Here is a 19,648-nt window from a genome sequence, read left to right on the forward strand (position 1 = left end):
GCAAAACAACACGCCCAGACCGGTCCACAGAAGACGGTCGGGTCAGGGAGAGACAAGATGAAAGCCACCAAGGAAGTCGCGCGGCTGCTGTGCAGCGTCGCCTTCGTCGCCGCGAGTTTCGGCGGCGCCGGGCATGCGCTTGCCCAAGACGCCTCCGTTTCAGCGCCCGACGCGATTCAGACGGACGACAACGCCGCCGAACTGGATGAGATCGTCGTCACAGGCACGCTGTTGCGGGGCGTCGCGCCTACGGGAACGAATGTGGTCGGCGTCACCAGCGAGGATATCGTCTCCACGGGCGTCACTTCGTCGGCGGACCTTTTGGCGCGTGTCCCGCAGGTGACCAACGCCTTCGGCGGCGTGCCGCAGGGATCCTCGACGATAGCCGAGCCCATCACTCGCCCGAATATCCGCAGCCTCGGCGCGTCAGGCGGGTCCACGACCCTGATCCTTCTGAACGGCAACCGCATGGTGGGCGCCGGGATTCTGCAGACGTCGCCTGATCCTTCCGCCATTCCTCCGTCCGTGCTGGAGCGCGTCGAGGTGATCCCTGACGGCGGTTCGTCCATCTACGGGTCCGACGCCATCGGCGGCGTGATCAACTTCATCACACGCAAGCGGTACGACGGCGTCGAACTGACCGCCAAATACGGCATGGGCGACGACTATACGACGACCGACTTCAGCGCGATGGCCGGGAAGGACTGGGGCAGTGGCTCGGCCTTGATCGCCTACGCCTATGCCCAGCATGACGCCATCGCAGGCGCAGATCGTGACTGGTTCGCCCAGGACCATCTGGCGGCCGGCGGGTCGGACTTCCGTTCGCAAAGCTGCACGCCCGGCAATATCACGACGGGCGGCGTCACCTATCGGATGGATACCCGCACCGTGGGCGTCAATCGCTGCGACGAGAACAAGGCGATCGACTTCTATCCTGAGGAAGAGCGTCAGAGTGTCTATGCAGCCCTGAGCCAGCAACTGACCGAAGACCTCAGCTTCGACGTCACGGGCTATTATTCGGAACGCGACACCGTGCGGAAAGGTCAGTCGCCGACGGACGGCACCGGCGTTCGCGGCACGGGAACGATCACCTCCGCCAACCCCTATTTCCGGCCGATCGGCGCCGAAACTTCGCAGACGGTCGCCTTCAACTATTCCGCCGTCACAGGCGATGCGCTGGAAAACCCGAGCAACTTCAGCTCGATGGGCGTCACACCGACCCTGACCTACAAGTTCGATGGCGGTTGGCAGATTCGTGCGACCGGGAACTATGGTCGCAGCACCAACACGGTGCACACGCGCCAGATCAACACGACGGCCCAGGCGGCGGCCCTGGCCGGCACGACGGCGGCGACGGCGTTGAACCCCTATGATGTCGGCACGACCAATTCGACGGTTCTGGACAGCATCCTGAACTACGAGCTGTACGGCGACGCCACGCAGGAAATCCGTTCGGTCAGGACCGTCGCGGACGGCAACATCTTCTCGACGGCGGCAGGGCAGGCTCGCCTGGCGCTCGGCGCCGAATATTATGAGGAGAAACTCGACCAGACGCAGGGCCAGGGCACGATCGGAAACCCCATCGGCGCCTCCAGCAGCTCAAACCGTGACGTCACTTCCCTGTTCGGCGAGATCTTCGTGCCGCTCAAAGGGCAGGACAGCGGGATCGGATCGATCGACGTCAACGCCTCGATGCGCATGGATGTCTACAGCGACGTCGGAGACACCATCAATCCCAAGGTCGGTTTCAACTGGCGACCGGTTTCCGAACTGCGCATTCGCGGGAACTGGGGCACGTCCTTCCATGCGCCCAGTCTATCGGACCTCGGCTCATCGGTGGACACGCGGGCTCAGGTTCTGGGCGTCAGTCCGTTCCGCGCCGGCGGCAGCCCGGCGTCGGACCTGTTCCGGCCGACCATTCTCCTGGCCGGCGGCAATCCGAACCTGAAACCGGAAGAAGCCACCACCTGGTCGTTCGGCGCAGATTGGAACCCTGTCGGCGCCCTGGATGGGCTCAGGGTCAATCTGACCTACTTCAATGTGGAGTTCACCGACGCTATCGGCCTTGCCCCCTTCTTCAATGGCGCCTCCTATTTCGCCAATCCATCCTATGCGTCCTTCTTCACGTTGAATCCGACCCAGGCCCAGGCCGAGGCGGCCACGGCGGGACAGCGGGTGGAGAATGCGCCAAGCATCACCAGCCTGTACACGGGCGGCGGCGCGACGCCCTATGCGCTGATCGATGCCCGCCGCAACAATCTCGGCTCGCTCAAGGTTGATGGGATCGACTTCGACATCGGCTATGACTGGACGCTGCCGCTCGGCACGGTCAGCGCAGGACTGGCGGGCACCTATACGCTCAATCGTGACAGTCAAGCTGTCCCAGGCGCGCCGACCGTCAATGAGTTGGACAACTCGACCAGTCGGTATTCTCTGGTTGGCACGCTGGGATGGCGTTCCGGTCCGGTCACGGTCGATGCGATCGTCAACCATCGAGCGGGCTATGACGTGACCGGCGTGGTTGGGCAGTCCGAGGTCGATGCTTACACCCTGGTCAATCTGTTCGCGCGCTATGAGTTGCCTGGCGAAGGCTGGATGCAAAACACCGCCCTGACCCTGAACGTCGACAACGTCTTCGACGAGGATCCGCCCTACTTCAACAGCGCGACCGGTTATGCGAACGGCGCCACGCTGGGCCGTGTCTTCTCGATCGGGGTGCGCAAGGCCTTCTGATCTCCCTTCGTCTCGTCCGGGGCCGTCGTCGCCCCGGACCCACCAAATCAGACGACCCAGACACTCTTTCTCTGAGCGTTCGTCCGAGCCGACGTCGCAAGGCGTCCTTCTGAGCGACTGACCGGCGCGTCCAGTGATGCGCCGGTCCTTTTCTCCGCAAAGCGAAAACGAGAACGCACTCATGAAATCCCGGCTGCTTACCGCGTCCATAACCGCGCTTCTGGTCGCTTCGATCGCCGCCCCCAACTTGTCGTGGGCCTCTCAGGTTTCGCCCGCTGCAGTGCAGGCCCAGGCCGTACCGGCGGACGTGCTCGCTCGAGCGAATGCACTGATCGCGCGCATGACATTGGAAGAAAAGGCCGGTCAGGTCAGTCAGCTCTTCCTGTTCGGCGATCCGACCCCATTCGAGCCGGGTGTGCGGTCCGGCGCCACGGGGGCGTTGCTGTTCGTCACCGATCCCGCCCTGATCAATCGCCTGCAGAAGGTGGCGGTCGAGGAAAGTCGACTCGGCATCCCCCTATTGTTCGGCTTCGATGTCATTCACGGATTGCGGACGATCTTCCCTGTGCCGATTGGCATGGCGGCGTCCTGGGACCCCGCATCCGTCGAGCAGGGGCAGGCCATCGCGGCGGCCGAGGCGCGGGCCAGCGGCATTCATTGGACATTCGCTCCGATGCTCGACATCACCCGCGACCCGCGATGGGGCCGCATCGTCGAAGGGCCGGGTGAGGATCCCTATCTCGGCGCCGCCCTCGCTCGCGCGGCCGTGAAGGGGTTCCAAGGCGAACATATCGGGGCTCCGGGCCACATCATCGCGGGACCGAAGCATTTCGCCGTCTATGGCGCATCCGAAGGCGGTCGGGATTACGACAGCGCATTCGTCTCGGACAGCCAGTTCTACAATGTCTATCTGCCGCCGTTCGCAGCCGCCATCGAAGCGGGCGCCGGCAATGTCATGAGCGCCTATATGGAGCTTAACGACATCCCGGCCGCCGCCAATCACTGGCTGCTGACGGATGTCTTGCGCAAACAGCTAGGGTTCGAAGGCTTTGTCGTCAGCGACGCAAACGGGGTCAAAAGCCTCGTCCCGCAAGGCTTCGCGATTGATGAGGCGGACGCCGCAGTCAGGGGGCTATCAGCCGGAAACGACCTCGAGATGGCGACCGCAGAGGCCGCCAACGCCACTCTTCCGCAAGCTGTCCGTTCGGGACGTTTGAAGGAGGCGGTCTTGGACGACGCGGTTCGGCGCGTCTTGGTCGCCAAGATTCGCATGGGTCTGTTCGAAAACCCTTATGTGGATGAGGGGGCGACCGAAGCCGTCTTGAGCGCGCCGGAACACCGCCAGGCCGCCCTCGCTGCGGCGGAGCGTTCGCTGGTGTTGCTGCAAAACGCCGGTGGCGTCCTGCCGCTTTCGGCGGCAGCATATCGACGAGTTGCAGTCATCGGTCCTCTGGCGGATTCAGCCCAGGATACGCTCGGCTCGTGGGTGTTCGTGCCGAAACTCGAAGAGACAGTAACTGTCGCCGAAGGCATACGTAGAAGACTTGGCGAAAGCGCCCAGGTCACGACGGTGCCGGGCGTCCAGCTTCGCCGCGGCACGCCGTCCATGTTCGAAATGTTTCGACCCGCGCCGCCGGCCTGGACCGAAGCTCAGGCGGAGGTAGAGTTCGAGCGAGCCGTCGAGGCGGCGCGAGGCGCCGATCTCGTCGTCCTGGCGTTGGGCGAAATCGAGCAGATGAGCGGAGAGGGGGCGTCGCGCACTGCGCTGTCCCTGCCGGGAGATCAGCTTCGCCTGGTTGATGCCGTCAAGGCGTTTAACAAGCCGATGGTCGCTGTTCTGCTGAATGGCCGCCCGCTCGACATCGCGCCGCTTGCGGAACAGGTGCCGGGAATCCTGGAGGCTTGGCATCCGGGTTCCGAGGGCGGGACGGCCGTCGCCAAGGCCCTGTTCGGCGACATTAATCCTGGCGGCAAACTGCCGATGACCTGGCCCCGCAGCGTGGGGCAGATCCCGATCTACTACAGCCATAACGCGACCAAGGCGCCGGCCGATCAAGGTGCACGCTACTGGGACCAGCCTTCGACGCCGCTCTACCCATTCGGCTATGGGCTCAGCTACACCGACTTCGCCTTCACGGATATCGCGGTGGACCGTGCGGCCGTGCGGCTCGGCGAATCGGTCGTCGTCACGGCGACGGTGACCAATACCGGCGCCCGCGCCGGCGACGAGGTCGTGCAACTCTATATTCACCAACGCTCCGGCCGGGCTGCTCGTCCGGTGAGGGAGTTGAAGGGTTTCGAGCGGGTGACGCTTCAGCCGGGCGAAAGCCGGCAGGTGCGTTTCAATCTGACCCAGGCAGAGCTTCGTTACTGGAACGCGGGCGAGCGGGACTGGGTCTTGGATCCGTCGGACTTCGATGTCTGGATCGGCGGCGATTCCCGCGCGGAACTCAAAACCTCCTTTACGGTGGCGCCATGATCTTTCAGGGGCGTTTTGCGGGCCGCACGGCCGTGGTCACCGGCGGCGCCTCGGGCCTGGGCAAGGCGTCGGCCGCCCGCATCGTCGCCGAGGGCGGCAAGGTGGTGCTGTGGGACCTCAACGCCGATGCGCTGGCGGCGGCGGCGGACGAGGTCGGCGCGATCCACGTCGCGGCGCTGGACGTGTCGGACGCGGACGCCGTCGCTGCGGCGGCGGAACAAGCCAACCAGGCGCTGGGCCGGATCGACATCCTGGTCGCCTCGGCCGGGATCACCGGCGCCACGGTTCCGGTGCATGAGTTCCCGATCGACAGCTGGAAGCGCGTCGTCGACATCAATCTGAACGGCGTCTTCTACTGCTCGCGCGCCATCGTGCCCTTCATGCTGGCCAACGGCTATGGCCGCATCGTCAACGTGGCCTCCGTCGCAGGCAAGGAAGGCAATCCGAACGCCAGCGCCTATTCCGCCTCCAAGGCCGGCGTGATCGGTTTCACCAAGTCGCTGGGCAAGGAACTGGCCGACAAGGGCGTCATCGCCAACAGCCTGACCCCCGCCACTTTCGAAAGCCCGATCCTGCAACAGCTTCCGCCCAGCCAGGTCGAATACATGCGCTCCAAGATCCCGATGGGCCGCCTGGGCGAGGTCGAGGAAAGCGCCGCCATGGTCTGTTTCATGGCCTCCGAAGAATGCAGCTTCACCACCGCCTCGACGTTCGACACGTCCGGCGGACGCACGACGTACTGAGTGATTTCGATGCTTGGGGCCCTGACACGGCGGCCTTGAAGCTCAGGGCGGTGATCTCGCCTCGGATTGAGCCGAGAACTCTACGGTGCTTGCCCCTTCGCAGAACCGCCCGATTACGCAGCTGTTGGCGCCATTCACCCGTCGCGAGGAGATGGCTCCCGTAGCGGCGGCCTTCGCGTCAAAGCGGTACATCGTGGCGACGCGGCGGCGTGAAGCCATAGGTTCTGAACCGTGTATCAAGACGACCGTTGGCGATGGTGACCTCCAGATAGCCCTCCGGCGTGCCCAGGAAGCTACCGCGCCAGTCCGCCCCGGCGACCGCGCCGCTGGAGATGTAGCGCACCCCGGCGACCTCGACGGTCTCGTGTACGTGACCATGCCCCTGCAAGACCCCCAACACATTGTGGTTCTGGAACAGTCGCATCACCTCACGGCCGTTCATCACCCGCGTCCAGTCATAGGGCGAGGCCGCCCAGTCTTCGGGCTCGTAGCACTCCAGCGCGGTCACCAACGGGATGTGAGTCAGGACAACCACCGGATCCGAGGGTGAGAGTATCGCGAACTCGCCGCGCAGCCATGCCAGCTGCTCGGCGTCGATGCGGCCCTCGTAGTTGCGGCCCTTGAAACCGATCGAGTCCAGGACAAGGAACCGCACGCCCTTGTGGCTGAAGCCGTAATAGGTCGGCCCGAACTGGTCGATGAAGTAGCGCTTGCCGTAGCCAGGCTCGGACGGGTCCACTCCGCTCTTCTCGAACAGCCCGAAACAGTCGTGGTTGCCCAGGACGTGACGAACCGGCTTATCCAGCAGACGTTCGGACTGGCGATAGAGCGCCATCTGGGCGTCGGCGCGCGCGCGCCCTACTTCCATGGCGTCGAACACGTGGTCGCCGCCATGGACCACGAAATCGGCGTCGCTGGCCGCCACCTGGGCAAAGCAGCGATGCACGCCCTCGACCGCGCCGTCCTCGGGCTGGATGTGCGTGTCGCTGAGGAACACGAATTTGAAATCCACTGTCTTGGGCTGGGCGGAGGCTGCGGTGGCGGCGGGGGCGGCGCCGGCGGAAACGAGCGCTCCACAAATCAGGCTTCGGCGGTTCATGGCGGTCTCGATCATGGCCTTGCGCGAAAAAGCGCCGCCGCCGAGGAGCGTCCTCGGCGGCGGCTCGGTCAGGGATACGGACTAGAAACTGACCCGCACGGTGGCGAACACCTGGCGCGGGGCTCCTTGCTGCAGCGTCGTGTACGAGCCCGTGGGGTCGGCGTTGACGAAACCGCTGGTGCCGACTGAGGAATAGTAGCGCTTGTCAAACAGGTTGGTGACGTTCAGCAGCACTTCCACACTCGTCTGCGGGACGCGGTAGCCGGCCGCCAGATCGAATACGGTCGAACTCTTGACCGGCGAGTCGTTCAGGTAGGTGTAGAAGCGCTCGCCTTGATAGTGGGCCGTGACCTTCGACCAGACCGTACCGTTGTCATAGGCCAATTCGGCGCCGCCGACGGTCTTCGGAGCGGCCACGACGCGTTTGCCCTTCGTCGCGATCGTCGCGCCGCCGAGCGGCTTGACGTCGTCGTCGTACTTGGCGTCGTTGTAGGCGAAGCTGCCGAACAGCGACCAGGCCGGCGCGAAGCGCCAGCTGATCGCCGTCTCCACGCCACGCGAGGTCACGCCGCCGACATTCTGCAGGACGTTCTGGTTGCCGACGATCGTGGCGCTGATCGAGGTGGCCAGCAGGCGGTTCTCGAAGGCGACGTCATAGGCGGTCACGGAGGCCAGCAGCCCATCCCTGGAATAGCGATAGCCGGCCTCCAGGGTGCGGGTCTTCTCGGGCTTCAGATCCTTGCGGATGTAGTCGAAGCCGGCCTGGGTGGTCGAGAAGGGGCCGCTGGATGCGGAGGCGACGAAAGCGGCCATATTGCGCGTGAAGCTGGCGAACATCTCATTGCGCTCGTCCAGGCGGTAGAGGATCCCGGCCGAGGGCAGGAAATAGTCCCTGGCCTTGATCACGCCGTTGATCGGCGTGTTGCTGGTGATCGTCTCGGCTTCGTTGGTGACGTTCAGCGCCTTGAAGCCGGCGTTGACCCTCAGATTGTCGGTGACCGACCAGGTGTCGCCGACGTGGAACTGATAGGTCTTGGTGGTGAACTGATAGTCCCAGCGCGTGCGGAAGGGATTGTCGTAGAAGCGCTGGAAATTGGTCGGAGCAACGCCCTTGGTCAGGCCATAGAGATAGGCCGCCTGGTGAAAGTCGTTGTCCTCGTACCAGACGCCGGCATCCAGCTTGTGGTCACCCAAGGTATAACTCAGGCGACTGATCAGGCCGGCGCGGTCGATATCGTACCGCAGCGCTGAAACCGAGACCGGCGAGCCGCCATACGCCTCGGGTGTCGCGTCGTAGGGACTCGCATAGGTGCCGATGCCGTGATCGCGGTGGTAGTAGGCGGTCGTCGATCCCGACAGCGACGGCGTCAGGTCGTAGTCGAGCCGTTCATAGACCAGGGTGTCCTGCCGCACACCGCCGCCGTTGTAGTAGACGTCGTCGGCGTTGAGATACGGCGCGGGAACGGCGCCGCCGGTCTGCAGGGCGGTGGCCAGGGCTTCGGCCAGGGGGAAGTTGTCGCTGATGGTATCGACGTTCCAGCCCAGCCGGTTGACCAGGGCAAAGGACAAGTCCGCATAATCGTCCTCGCGGCGGTCGGCGTAGTCGAGGAAGGTGGTCGAGCGCACGGCTTCGCCCAGCGGCTGGACGAACTTCACATTGATCTGCTCGATGTTTTGCTCGCCAGCAGCCTTCCACTTCTTGGTGTCCTGGCGCGCATAGGCGGCGTAGAGGCTGCCGCCTCCAGGTAGTCTGCCGGTGTTGAGCCGCGTGAACCCACGCCAGGTGCCGCCGCTACCGTAGGTGCCGGCCATATCGACGCCGAACTCGCCGGTCGGGTCGATGGAGGTAAAATCGATCGTGCCGCCGATATTGTTGGTCGAGGCCGTTCCCAGGGCGCCGCCGCCCTGGGACAGCGAGGTGGCGCCGTTGTTCTCGGTCAGCAGCGCGCGGCCGATGCTCAGGCCGTTGTTGTTGCGATACTGCATGTTGCCAAGCGGCAGGCCGTCCAGAGTGTAGCCCATCTGGTCGGTGGTGAACGAGCGGATGGTCACCTGTTGGGCCCACTCATAGGCGCCGAACGGGTCGGACGATGTGAAGTTGACGCCCGGGAGCTTGTTCAGCGCCGCAAGAGGTGAAGTGCCCGGGGCTAACTTGTCCAGTTCGGCCTTCGAGAGCGTCTGCATCTGGCGCGTGCGGCCGCGGCCCAGGACCACGACGTCATCGACCACCGCGCTCTCGGTCTGCACGAGTTGGGTGGGAGCCTCGACGAGCAGGTAAGAGCCGCCTGGCGTCGTTCGGACGTCCAGCCCAGACCCAGCCAGCAGACGGCGCAGTGCGGCATCGGCGGTGAAGCGACCCTTGAGGGCCCCGGCGGTTTTGCCGCTGACCTGCTCGGGGCGGAAGACGACATTGACCTGGGTCTGTCGGCCGACGGCGGTCAGCGAACGCTCGAGAGACTGGGCGGGCAGGTCGAAGGCGTACTGGGCCTGGGCCTGGGCCTCTCCGGCCACCATCATCACCGAGACGGCCGCGCTGGCGAAAGCGGCGTGTTTGAAAGGCATCTGGATCCCCTGAAAACTGAAGAGGGCCTGCGCGACCCTCACAAGGGAAACGAAGTGTTTGCGGCGATCCGACATAAAGATTTCATGACGTCGGCGTCGGGGGGAGGCGGCGGCCGGACCTATCGCTGCAGGTCCAGACCATCCTCCCGAGGCACGGCCCTGAGCCCGTGGAGCTGGGCCGCGGCGGCGGCGAACTCGGCGGCCTGGTTGGTGGCGAAGACGCCGGAAATCCGCAGGCCCGAGACATCGGCGTCGACCGTGACCTTGATGGGCCCATAGCGATTCATCTCGTTGGCGGCCTCAGCCAGGGTGGCGCTTTCGAAGATCACTTCACCTTGTTCCCAGGCCGTCACCATCTCGATCGAAGGCGTGTCGAGCTGGGGCTGAGCCTGCGGCGCCACCTGCAGTCGTTGGCCCGGGGTCAGGGTCGCCAACACCCGCTTGGCGCCACGTGCGTCCGCGCCAGCGCCAGAGATTTGCACCTTGCCGCGCACAAGGGTCACCGAAACTCGATCGCCCTGCCGCCGCACCACGAAGGCCGTGCCCAGAGCACGGATTTCCGTCGTCCCGGCCACGACGACGAACGGGTGGGCCGGATCGTGAGCGACGTCGAACGCCGCTTCCCCGCGATCCAGGCGGACCCGGCGCTCGGTCGCCGAATAGATCACCTTGGCGCGGCTGTCGGTGTTGAGTGTCAGGCGTGAGCCGTCCGCCAGGGTCATGGCGCGATGCTGCCCCTCTTCGGTGACGTAGACCGACCCGCCCTTGATCACCATGATCCCGACCGCCGCCAGCACGCAGGCCGCCAGCCCCAGTCCGACCAGCGCGGGTCGGACCGCCGAGCGGCGAGGGGCGGAGCCTCGGCTCGAGCGCGCAGGCGCTGAGTGCTGTGGCGACATCAACGCCGCCGCACCGGGCAGGAACTCCCAGGTTTCGGTGACCTGCTGGAAGGCAAGCCGGTGCTCGGGATCCAGCGCCAGCCAGTCCTGAAGGGCCTGGCGGCTTTCCTCCACGCCGGTCTCGCGCTGGATGCGTGTCAACCAGACGGCGGCTTCCGCCCGAACGCGGTCGCGGCGCGATGCACTCGGTGTCACCATTGATCCATCCACTTCGTCAGCTCGACGGTCGCGCGCGCGACGTGCTTTTCCACCGCGGCGACGCTCATGCCTTCCTTCTCCGCGATCTTGGCGTAGCTGAGTCCCTCTATCCGGCGCGCCAACAGAAGTCTGCGTGTACGTTCGGGCAAGCGTTCCAATCCCTTGGCCGCGTGACGAAGCTTGGACCGCGCGCGGAGAATCTCGTCGGGAGCCGGCGTTTCATCAGCGATCAGCGGCGCGTCGTCGAGGTCGATGAAGGGTGCGGCCCGCCGGCGCCGCGCCGCGTCAATCGACAAGTTCACCGCAGCCACTACGACGCGACCTTCGGTGACGGGCGCCCCCTCGCGCCGCCCGAACGCCTCGACCCGCAAGAAGGCTTCCTGGACAAGATCGTCGGCGTCCTGCGCCATGACCCCGCGTCGGATGACCGCTCTGCGCGCTTTACGCAAAATTTGCTTCAACCCATTCATGGCCAGCCTGCGAATACGCCCATCTCTGTAGACGAACGGGCGCGTCGAATCCGACATTTCGGTCCCAGTTTTATGACACTGACGTCCGCGAGGGCGGCGCCCCCTGGCGTCCATGGGGGCCTGCCGCCGCCACGGCGACCTTAACGTTCAGCCTCGCACATGCGCGAGAAAAGCCGCGCGGGATATCAAATGAATAGACTTAATCTTCGATGATCGAGTGGGAGTGAGGGGTGGTGGACATGGGTGAGGCGACTCTAGCGCCCCAGATAAAGGCGAACGGCCCGTAGTCCCATCACAGTAGGGCTCCATCTTGGCTTTGCATCTATCGGTGGGCAGAGCCGGGGCATGTGGCGTTACTTGTGTCGACCGACCCAGCGGCGCGTCCGCCCGGAGTAATGGATCCAGTCCGCGCCGAAGAGGGCCGCCAGGTGTGGTTCCTCGCGCCGGATGGCGAGGCGGTCGGTGGCGAAGGCGGCGACGGGGGCGGCCACGAAGAACCAGGCGTTGTCGAACAGGCCGCCGAGGCCGAGCAGCAGCAGTGCGTTGGCGAGATAGATCGGGTTGCGGCTCCAGGCGAATGGACCGGTCGTGACCAGGGTGGTCGCCGCCCGGTGCGGCAGGATGTTGGCGCGCCGCCGCCGCATCTCCAGCATGGCCCAGAGGTCCAGGCCAAGGGCGAGGGCGACCAGGAGGCCGCCGGCTGCAAAGGCGCCGGGAAACAGGGGCGGCGGCGTCCATAGGCGCGCCGCGAGGAACGCGACAAGGACGGCCCCGCCCATGATGAGCGGCGGCCAGGGCCAGCGGTTCGGCGCCTGCGGGCTCATCCGCCGGCCAGCTTCAGGACGCCGCGCAGCAGATAGGCGATCACGCCCAGGACGCCCACGCCCAGCCCCCACAGGGCGACGAACCACAGGCCCTGCCGGAGCCCGCTTGTCGGACCACGGCGCATCAGTGGTAACCGTCGTCGCCGACCTTGCCGCGGAACACCCAGTAGGCATAGGCGGTGTAGGCCAGGATGATCGGGATCAGGATCAGGGCGCCGACCAGCATGAACATCTGGCTGGAGGCCGGGGCGGCGGCCTGCCACAGGGTGATCTCGTCGGGCACGGCATAGGGGAAGATGCTGACGCCCAGGCCCGCAAAGGTGACGGCGAACAGGCCCAGGGACAGCAGGAAGGGCCAGACCTCGCGCTTCTGGCGCATGGTCCAGAAGAATGCGGCCGCCAGAATCACGACCAGCAACGGCACTTGGGCCGTCAGCAGGACTCCAGGCCAGTCGAACCAGCGACGCGCGTATTCGCCGTCGAGGAAGGGCGTCGCCAGGCTGACCGCGCCGATCATCAGCAGGGTCGCCGGACCCAGCTTCCAGGCCTGGGAACGGGCGTGGGACTGTAGCGCGCCTTCCGTCTTCATGTTCAGCCAGGCGGCGCCCAGCAGGGCATAGCCGACGACGACGGCGGCGCCGGTCAGCAGGCTGAAGGGACTGAGCCAGTCCCACCACCCGCCGCCATAGGCCCGGCCGGAAACCTCGACCCCCTGCAGAATGGCCCCCAGGGTCACGCCTTGGGAGAAGGCGGCCAGCAGCGAGCCGCCGAAGAAGGCCACGTCCCAGACCGGCTTGGCGCGCACCGTGCGCCAGCGGTATTCGAAGGCGACGCCCCGGAAGACCAGGCCCAGCAGCATGGCGATGATCGGCGTATAGACCGCCGGCATCAGCACGGCGTAGGCCAGTGGAAAGGCGGCGAACAGGCCCCCTCCGCCCAGGATCAGCCAGGTCTCGTTGCCGTCCCACACCGGGGCGATCGAGTTCATCGCCTTGTCGCGCTGATCGCCCGGCTTCAACGTCGGGAACAGGATGCCGACCCCCAGGTCGAACCCGTCCATGACGATATAGGCGAAGACGGCGAAGGCCAGCAGACCGGCCCAGACCAGGGTCAGATCAATGTTCATGATCGGTCTCCTCACCGGTAGGGATCGGCCGGTCGGGGGCGATGCCTGGAGCCGGCGTGATGCCGGCTGTACGGATCGGTGTTTCGGGCAAACCGCTTTCGCCGCGATGCGGCGCGTGGCTCATCAGGCGCAGGATATAGAAGACCCCCGCCCCGAAGACGGCGAAATAGACGATGGCGAAGGCGGCCAGGGATGTGGCGACCGCCGGGGCGTCGAGCGGGGCGGCGCTGTCGGCGGTGCGCAGCAGGCCATAGACCGTCCAGGGCTGACGCCCCACCTCGGTCGTGATCCAGCCGGCCAGAACCGCGACGAAGCCCATCGGTCCCATGACTAGGGCGAAACGGTGCAGCCAGGGGGCGGCGTACAGACGTTTGCGCACCCGGGCATACAGTCCCCAAAGGCCCAGCAGCAGCATGGCCATGCCGAGGCCGACCATGATGCGGAAGGACCAGAAGACGATCTCGACCGGCGGCCAGTCGGCGCGGTCGATGGTGTCCAGGCCCGCCAGGGGGGCGTTCAGATCATGTTTGAGGATCAGGGACGACAGTTTGGGGATTTCCACCGCGCCGTGAACCTTGGCGGCGTCTCGGTCCGGCAGGCCGAACAGGATCAGGGGCGCGCCGTCGGGATGGCTTTCGAAGTGACCCTCCATGGCCATGACCTTGGCGGGCTGATGCTCGAGCGTATTGATCCCGTGCAGGTCGCCCATGAAGATCTGCACGGGGGCGGCGACCAAGATCATGCCCATGGCCATGGCGAACATCTTGCGCGCCCCCTTGTTGGTCTGGTCCTTGATCAGGTGCCAGGCCCCGACGGCGCCGACCACCAGGCCGGTGGTCAGATAGGCCGCCAGCAGCATATGGGCCAGGCGGAAGGGGAAGGAGGGGTTGAAGACGATCTTGAACCAGTCAACCGGCACGAACTGGCCCACGTCGTTGATTGCGTAGCCCTGGGGCGTCTGCATCCAGCTGTTGACCGACAGGATCCAGAAGGCGGAGGCGAAGGTGCCGATGGCCACCATCAGGGTCGCCAGGAAGTGCAGCTTCTTGCCCACCCGCTTCAGGCCGAACAGCATGACGCCCAGGAATCCGGCCTCGAGGAAGAAGGCGCTGAGCACCTCATAGGCCATCAGGGGGCCGATGACGGGACCGGCCTTGTCGGAGAAGACCGACCAGTTGGTGCCGAACTGATAAGACATCACCAGGCCTGACACGACGCCCATGCCGAAGGCGACGGCGAAGATCTTCAGCCAGTAGTTGAACAGGTTCAGATACAGGTCACGGCCGGTCTTCAACCAGAGCCCTTCCAGCACGGCCAGATAACTGGCCAGGCCGATCGAGAAGGCCGGGAAGACGATGTGGAAGGCGACCGTGAATGCGAACTGCGTTCGGGCCAAAATGAGAGCGTCGAACTCCATGATCCGATCCTATGAAACCAGGCCGAGCGCGTCGATGCTCCGGTACAGCATGTATACGGCGACGACGAAGATCAGGATTGCGAACACGGTGTTCAGGACGCCCTTTTGTCCTGACAGACTCTTGGCCAGGCGCGCGCCCAACAGGCCGCCCAGGACGCCGCCGCCGATGAAGATCGCCGCCAGGGGCCAGTCCACCCAGCCGTCCAGCGCATAGTTGAAGGCCGTGGTCAGGCCAAAGGCCGTCACGCCGACCAGCGAGGAGCCGACGGCGTAATAGATGGGCATACGGGTCGAGACCATCAGGCTGGGCACGATCAGAAACCCGCCGCCGATGCCGAAGAAGCCGGACATCACCCCGGTCAGGACGCCGGTTCCGATCAGCTTCGGCGCATTGCCCGGCGTCAGAACCACATCGGGGTCGCCGGCGGCCGAGCGGCCCCTCAGCATCAGCGCCCCGACTATCAGCATCAGGACGGCGAAAAGGGCCAGCAGCTTCTGGCCGTCCACCGCCTTGCCCAGGGTCGAGCCCAGGACGGCGCCGAGGACGCCAGCCAGGGCGAACAGGCCGGCGATCTTCCATTTCACAGTGCCGTGTCGGGCGTGGTTCAGCAGGTTGGCGAAGGCGTTGGCGGCCACGGCGAAGGCGCTGGTGCCGATGGCGAGGTGGGGATCCTTGACCCCGACCAGATAGACGATCAGCGGCACGGCCAGGATGGACCCGCCCCCGCCGACCAGACCCAGGCTGAAACCGACCAGCGAGCCCGCGCCGGCGCCGAGGCCGTATTGAAGAGGGGAAAGATCCATGGGTTCAGCGCGCGCCTTCCAGGCGTGGACGAAGCGCCGACAGGTCGTAACCGGCCGCCTGGGCGCGTTGGATCAGGCGGTCGGCTTCGTCGGCCGCGCGGGCGAGCGCCCACAGGGTGGTGGTGCGCGTACCGGTGCGGCAAAAGCCGAACACAGGCCGGGGCAGGGCGTCGAGGGTCCGGCGGAAGGCCGCCACATCGGCGTCGGATATGGCGCCTCCGACCACGGGCACATGGGCGAACGCCAGGCCGACGGCCTCGGCGGCCTGGCGGAATTCGGCTGCGCTGGGCTGATCGGGGTCTTCGCCGTCGGGCCGGTTCGAGATCACGGATCGAAAGCCCTGGGCCGCGACGGCGGCCAGGTCCTGCAAGGCGATCTGGGGGGAGGCCGAAAGGGCGTCGTCCAGCGGGCGGATATCCATCGCTCGGTCTTCCTGCTTGCGGATCGGGTTCAGGTCTTGCGGCTCAGGTCGGTCGGCGCGCTGAAGGTTCACAGCGCGTTCAGCGGGACCTTGAGGTAGCGAACCCCGTTGGCCTCGGGCTCCGGCGGGCGGCCGCCGTTCATATTGACCTGGACCGACGGCAGGATCAGCCGGGGCATGGGCAGGGTGGCGTCGCGTTGGGTGCGCATGGCCACGAACGCGTCCTCGGAGACGCCGTCGCGAATGTGGATATTGCCGGTGCGCTGGGCGCCGATGGTGGTCTCCCAGGCGAATTCATCGCGGCCGGGCGGCGCCTTGTAGTCGTGGCATAGATAGACCCGCGCCTCATCCGGCAGGGCGGTCAGGCGATGGATCGAGCGATACAGGGTCCGGGCGTCGCCGCCGGGGAAGTCGCAGCGCGCCGTGCCATAGTCCGGCATGAACATGGTGTCGCCGGGAAAGACCGCATCGCCGATCACATAGGCCAGGCAGGCGGGCGTATGGCCCGGCACATGCAGCGCCATGGCCTGCAGCCCGCCGATGTGGAACCGGTCGCCGTCATTGAACAACTGGTCGAACTGGCTTCCGTCGCGGCGGAATTCGGTTCCCTCGTTGAAGATCTTGCCGAATACGGCCTGGACAGTGAGAATTTCGTGGCCGATGGCGAGCCGGCCGCCCAGTTTTTCCTGCAGATAGGGTGCGGCCGACAGGTGGTCGGCGTGGGCGTGGGTCTCCAGCAGCCACTGCACCTGGAGATCTTCGGACTTCACGTAGTCAATCAGGGCGTCGGCGGAGGCGTTCGAGGTTCGGCCGGAAGCCGGATCGTAGTCGAGCACGCTGTCGATGATGGCGCAGACCTTGGAGCCGGGGTCGCGCATCACATGGCTGACCGTAAAGGTCGCTTCGTCGAAAAAGGACTTCACCACAGGACGTTGGGTGGCGTCCGCCATGGCGGCGCGCACGATTTCAGCGGCCTGTTCACGGATGGGGTCTTGGGGGTGCGAGGACATGGGGGCGTCTCCGTTGGGTGTTCATATATAGATATATTCATACTTGGCGCAAGTATGTAGTTCGGCATGGCGAAGCGGCCTGAAGGTCGGTAGATTCCGCCTCTTGGATTCGTCTTAGGCCGCCCGTGTGAGCTCCTTTCGCGTCCGGGAAAGGGAGGGCCGGGCCGCTGTCGCGGTCCGGCCGGCGTCCGATCAGGCGGCTTTCGGGGTGTCGGGGAGCTCGCGCGTCGAGAAGTACCAGTCGGTGTAGTCGTAGCCTTCGGAGGCGCGGGCCTCGGCCGCCGCGGCGGTCTTGGGCGGGGGCACGATGGCCGGCTGGCCCGGGCGCCAGTCTTCCGGGGTCGCCACGCCATTGGCGTCCGACGTCTGGATGGCGGTCAGCAGTCGGACGAACTCGTCGATGCTGCGGCCGTTGCTCATGGGGTAATAGACCATGGCGCGAAGCTTGCCTTCCGGATCGATCAGGAAGGTCGCGCGAACGGCTGAGGTGTCGGCTGCGCCCGGATGGATCATCCCATAGGCCTGGGCCACCTCCATCTTCAGGTCCTCGATGATGGGGAAGGGGATTTCGACGCCGAACTTCTCCTTGATGTTCCGGGTCCAGGCCAGGTGGGAGAAGATGCTGTCGATCGATAGTCCCAGAAGGTCGCAGTTCATCGCAGCGAACTCATCCGCGCGCTTCGCGAAGCCGATGAACTCGGTCGTGCAGACTGGGGTGAAGTCGGAGGGGTGGGAAAAGAGAATGAGCCATTTGCCGCGATAGTCGGCCAGGCAGCGATCCCCGTGGGTCGTGCGGGCGTGGAAGTCGGGGGCGGGCTCGTTGAGGCGGGGAAGTCCGGTCATGTGATGTCTCCTTCAGACACCCTGATCAACACTTATATACATAATTACACAAACTAATAGTTTTTATCCACCTGAAAGGTTCAGCCTATGCCCCGCGTCAATTGACGATCAGCGCATAACCCGCCTGTTGATGGTGAATCACCGTCATCAGGGCGGCGAGATCGACGGTCACGCCCGGTTCGAGTTCGGCTTCCGTGACGCCGTTGCCCGCCATGGCCTGGCCGCACAGGCGCACCTGAACGCCGGCGGCGAGGAGGGCGCGGATCAGGGCGCTGTAGGGATTGGCGGCGCCCTTGCCGCGCGCGACCCAGGCGGCGTCGGACAGGACCGCAGTCATGGCGGCGCCGTGCAGGACGACGACGATCTGACGATGGGCGTCGTCGACGCCGCCCGCCGCTAGCATATTCGTCAGCCGCGCGACGCGATCCGGCTGTTCGCCCGCCTCCTCGGGGCCATGTCGGTGGTCGTGACGACTAGGCCCAGTTCGGTCAACTATACGCCCTCAATGGCATCGACCTTCAGGGCGTTCATGATCGGGACCAGCGCCTCGCACCGGCTGATCACGGCGACCCGCGCCTGCCGTCGAAGGTGTCCGCCAAACCGTCAGCGCGTAGTCGAATAGACCCCGACGAAGTCGTCATTTCCAACGTGAACGGCTATCACTTGGCCGGATTCGAGCAGACCCCGTTCGAAGGGGCGGCGGTCGAAGACTTGGAATCGGATGTCGGTTTCGGGCCTGACTTTCGTCGTGTAACGGTAAAGACTTGGGTCGGAGCCGTCGGGTGCGAGCCGCACGGCGACGTCGTTGGCGCCTAGGAAATCGCCCCAGAGCCACAATGACCCGGCGGCGCCCTCGGGACGACGAATGGTCAGAGTGACGGTCGTCGGTTCTTGATAGGCGGCTTGGGCGAAGGTCGCCGCAGGGGTCGGTTCCCCGTCGCGTCGCCAGTCGAAGTAGGTCGCGTTCTCCCAGTTGGATCCCTGACCCCAGCGGGTCGAGCAGTCGGTAGAGACCCAAGCCGGTTCCCAATAGACGACACCCACGCCGCCAGCGAACTTCACCCGCTGGGTCAGATCGACCATGTACTGGCGCTGGCCCTCGTAGGTGGCGGGATAGCCGGGCAAGAGGGAGTCCTCGCCCAGCAGGTTCGGGGAATCGTCCGCCGAGTCCGTGGTGAACGGATAGGCGGTCTCGACCACAACCACCTCCGCTGGATAGCGATGGCGCAGACGATTGATCGTCTGCTCCAGTCCGTCCAGGCCCTGGGTCGACCATTTGCGATAATAGCTGACGCCGATCAGGTCGAAGTCGGTGACTCCGTGCTTCCAGGCGTCGGCGAACCAGGGTTCGACGTTCTCGGGCTGGGCGATGTGCAGCATGACCAAAGGCTGGATGCTGGACTGGGCGCCGGCGTCGCGTACGGCCTTGATCCCGGCGTTGAACAGGGCGGCGTTGCGTTCCCAGTTGATGCCGGGGCGGGCGGTCTTCCAGTCGAGCTCGCCCATCATTTCGGGGTTGGTTTCATTGCCGACCTGAACCTGGTCCGGCATCAGGCCTTCGGCGTCGAGCGTCCGAAGGGTCTGGAAAGTGTAGTCATAAAGAGCCTGGGCCAGGGCCGGCGTGTCGTCGCGCATCGAGCGCCAGGCCTTGGGCACGATCTGCTTGTCCCCGTCGGCCCAGTCGTCCGAATAGTGGAAGTCGAGCAGAACCTCCATGCCCGCCGCGCGGGCGCGGCGGATGGTTTCGCGGACGTCGTCCAGGTCGCTGTAGTTCGTCCATTCGGCGTCGTTCCAGATACGGACCCGCACCAGATTGGTGCCCATTTCGGCGAACAGGCCGTAGGGATCGCGCGCCTGGCCGTCCTTGCGATAGATCGCGCCGCAGTCCTCCATCTCGTTCACATAGGACAGGTCGGCGCCGAAATAGAAGGGCGCCGGCTGTTCCGCCTGCTGGGCTTGCGCGGGCAAGGCCAGCAGGGCGGCGAAGGCGGGAAGGAGGATGCGGCGGATCTTCATGGGC

17 protein-coding genes are annotated in these 19,648 nt (G+C 65.4%); 3 read left to right on the forward strand and 14 right to left on the reverse strand.

Going from position 1 to position 19,648, the window contains the following annotated elements:
* Nucleotides 1-57 precede the first annotated feature (57 nt).
* The 3 genes from ACW18C_RS06065 (at nt 58) to ACW18C_RS06075 (ending at nt 5,955) form a co-directional block, all read left to right on the forward strand.
* Nucleotides 58-2,733 (forward strand): TonB-dependent receptor domain-containing protein, encoded by a 2,676-nt coding sequence (locus tag ACW18C_RS06065; protein ID WP_492073449.1) that lies wholly within the window; start codon nt 58-60, stop codon nt 2,731-2,733.
* Nucleotides 2,734-2,914: 181 nt separating this feature from the next.
* A complete protein-coding gene (gene bglX, locus ACW18C_RS06070) occupies nt 2,915-5,212 on the forward strand; it encodes a beta-glucosidase BglX (RefSeq protein ID WP_492073451.1) in 2,298 nt (765 codons plus the stop codon).
* Nucleotides 5,209-5,955 (forward strand): SDR family NAD(P)-dependent oxidoreductase, encoded by a 747-nt coding sequence (locus ACW18C_RS06075; RefSeq protein ID WP_008262770.1) that lies wholly within the window; start codon nt 5,209-5,211, stop codon nt 5,953-5,955. The genes bglX and ACW18C_RS06075 overlap by 4 nt, the downstream gene beginning before the upstream one ends.
* 178 nt (nt 5,956-6,133) lie before the next feature.
* On the opposite strand, the gene ACW18C_RS06080 is transcribed toward ACW18C_RS06075, so the two are convergent.
* From ACW18C_RS06080 to ACW18C_RS06145, 14 genes are all read right to left on the reverse strand, one after another.
* Nucleotides 6,134-7,069, reverse strand: coding sequence for a metallophosphoesterase family protein (locus ACW18C_RS06080; RefSeq protein ID WP_492073453.1), 936 nt, complete (start codon nt 7,067-7,069; stop codon nt 6,134-6,136).
* Between the two features lie 66 nt (nt 7,070-7,135).
* Nucleotides 7,136-9,616: a TonB-dependent receptor gene (locus ACW18C_RS06085; RefSeq protein WP_492073455.1), complete on the reverse strand. Its 2,481-nt coding sequence runs from the start codon at nt 9,614-9,616 to the stop codon at nt 7,136-7,138.
* 119 nt (nt 9,617-9,735) lie between these two features.
* Nucleotides 9,736-10,713 (reverse strand): FecR family protein, encoded by a 978-nt coding sequence (locus tag ACW18C_RS06090; RefSeq protein ID WP_035305158.1) that lies wholly within the window; start codon nt 10,711-10,713, stop codon nt 9,736-9,738.
* Nucleotides 10,707-11,240, reverse strand: a complete 534-nt coding sequence (locus tag ACW18C_RS06095; protein WP_492073457.1) for an RNA polymerase sigma factor — start codon at nt 11,238-11,240, stop codon at nt 10,707-10,709. The genes ACW18C_RS06090 and ACW18C_RS06095 overlap by 7 nt, the downstream gene beginning before the upstream one ends.
* A gap of 296 nt (nt 11,241-11,536) precedes the next feature.
* Complete coding sequence (locus ACW18C_RS06100) at nt 11,537-12,007, reverse strand: methyltransferase family protein (protein WP_492073458.1); 471 nt, start codon at nt 12,005-12,007, stop codon at nt 11,537-11,539.
* Nucleotides 12,004-12,132, reverse strand: a complete 129-nt coding sequence (locus ACW18C_RS06105; protein WP_492073460.1) for a hypothetical protein — start codon at nt 12,130-12,132, stop codon at nt 12,004-12,006. Before ACW18C_RS06105 ends, ACW18C_RS06100 begins: the two co-directional genes overlap by 4 nt.
* Entirely contained in the window at nt 12,132-13,133 is a 1,002-nt protein-coding gene (cydB, locus tag ACW18C_RS06110) for a cytochrome d ubiquinol oxidase subunit II (RefSeq protein ID WP_492073462.1), read from the reverse strand. Before cydB ends, ACW18C_RS06105 begins: the two co-directional genes overlap by 1 nt.
* Nucleotides 13,123-14,550 (reverse strand): cytochrome ubiquinol oxidase subunit I, encoded by a 1,428-nt coding sequence (locus tag ACW18C_RS06115; protein WP_492073464.1) that lies wholly within the window; start codon nt 14,548-14,550, stop codon nt 13,123-13,125. Before ACW18C_RS06115 ends, cydB begins: the two co-directional genes overlap by 11 nt.
* A gap of 9 nt (nt 14,551-14,559) precedes the next feature.
* Nucleotides 14,560-15,354: a sulfite exporter TauE/SafE family protein gene (locus tag ACW18C_RS06120; protein WP_008263346.1), complete on the reverse strand. Its 795-nt coding sequence runs from the start codon at nt 15,352-15,354 to the stop codon at nt 14,560-14,562.
* 4 nt (nt 15,355-15,358) lie between these two features.
* Nucleotides 15,359-15,847, reverse strand: coding sequence for a protein tyrosine phosphatase family protein (locus ACW18C_RS06125; protein ID WP_492073466.1), 489 nt, complete (start codon nt 15,845-15,847; stop codon nt 15,359-15,361).
* Nucleotides 15,844-16,785: an MBL fold metallo-hydrolase gene (locus tag ACW18C_RS06130; RefSeq protein ID WP_492073467.1), complete on the reverse strand. Its 942-nt coding sequence runs from the start codon at nt 16,783-16,785 to the stop codon at nt 15,844-15,846. The genes ACW18C_RS06125 and ACW18C_RS06130 overlap by 4 nt, the downstream gene beginning before the upstream one ends.
* A gap of 192 nt (nt 16,786-16,977) precedes the next feature.
* Nucleotides 16,978-17,628: a peroxiredoxin gene (locus tag ACW18C_RS06135; RefSeq protein WP_492073468.1), complete on the reverse strand. Its 651-nt coding sequence runs from the start codon at nt 17,626-17,628 to the stop codon at nt 16,978-16,980.
* A gap of 97 nt (nt 17,629-17,725) precedes the next feature.
* Nucleotides 17,726-18,031, reverse strand: a complete 306-nt coding sequence (locus ACW18C_RS06140; RefSeq protein WP_492073470.1) for a DsrE family protein — start codon at nt 18,029-18,031, stop codon at nt 17,726-17,728.
* A gap of 200 nt (nt 18,032-18,231) precedes the next feature.
* The gene (locus ACW18C_RS06145) at nt 18,232-19,644 is read right to left on the reverse strand and encodes a glycoside hydrolase family 53 protein (protein ID WP_492073472.1); all 1,413 of its coding nucleotides are present in this window, start codon (nt 19,642-19,644) and stop codon (nt 18,232-18,234) included.
* Nucleotides 19,645-19,648: the final 4 nt, after the last annotated feature.

This window comes from Brevundimonas sp. FV1ye7S (assembly GCF_058680995.1).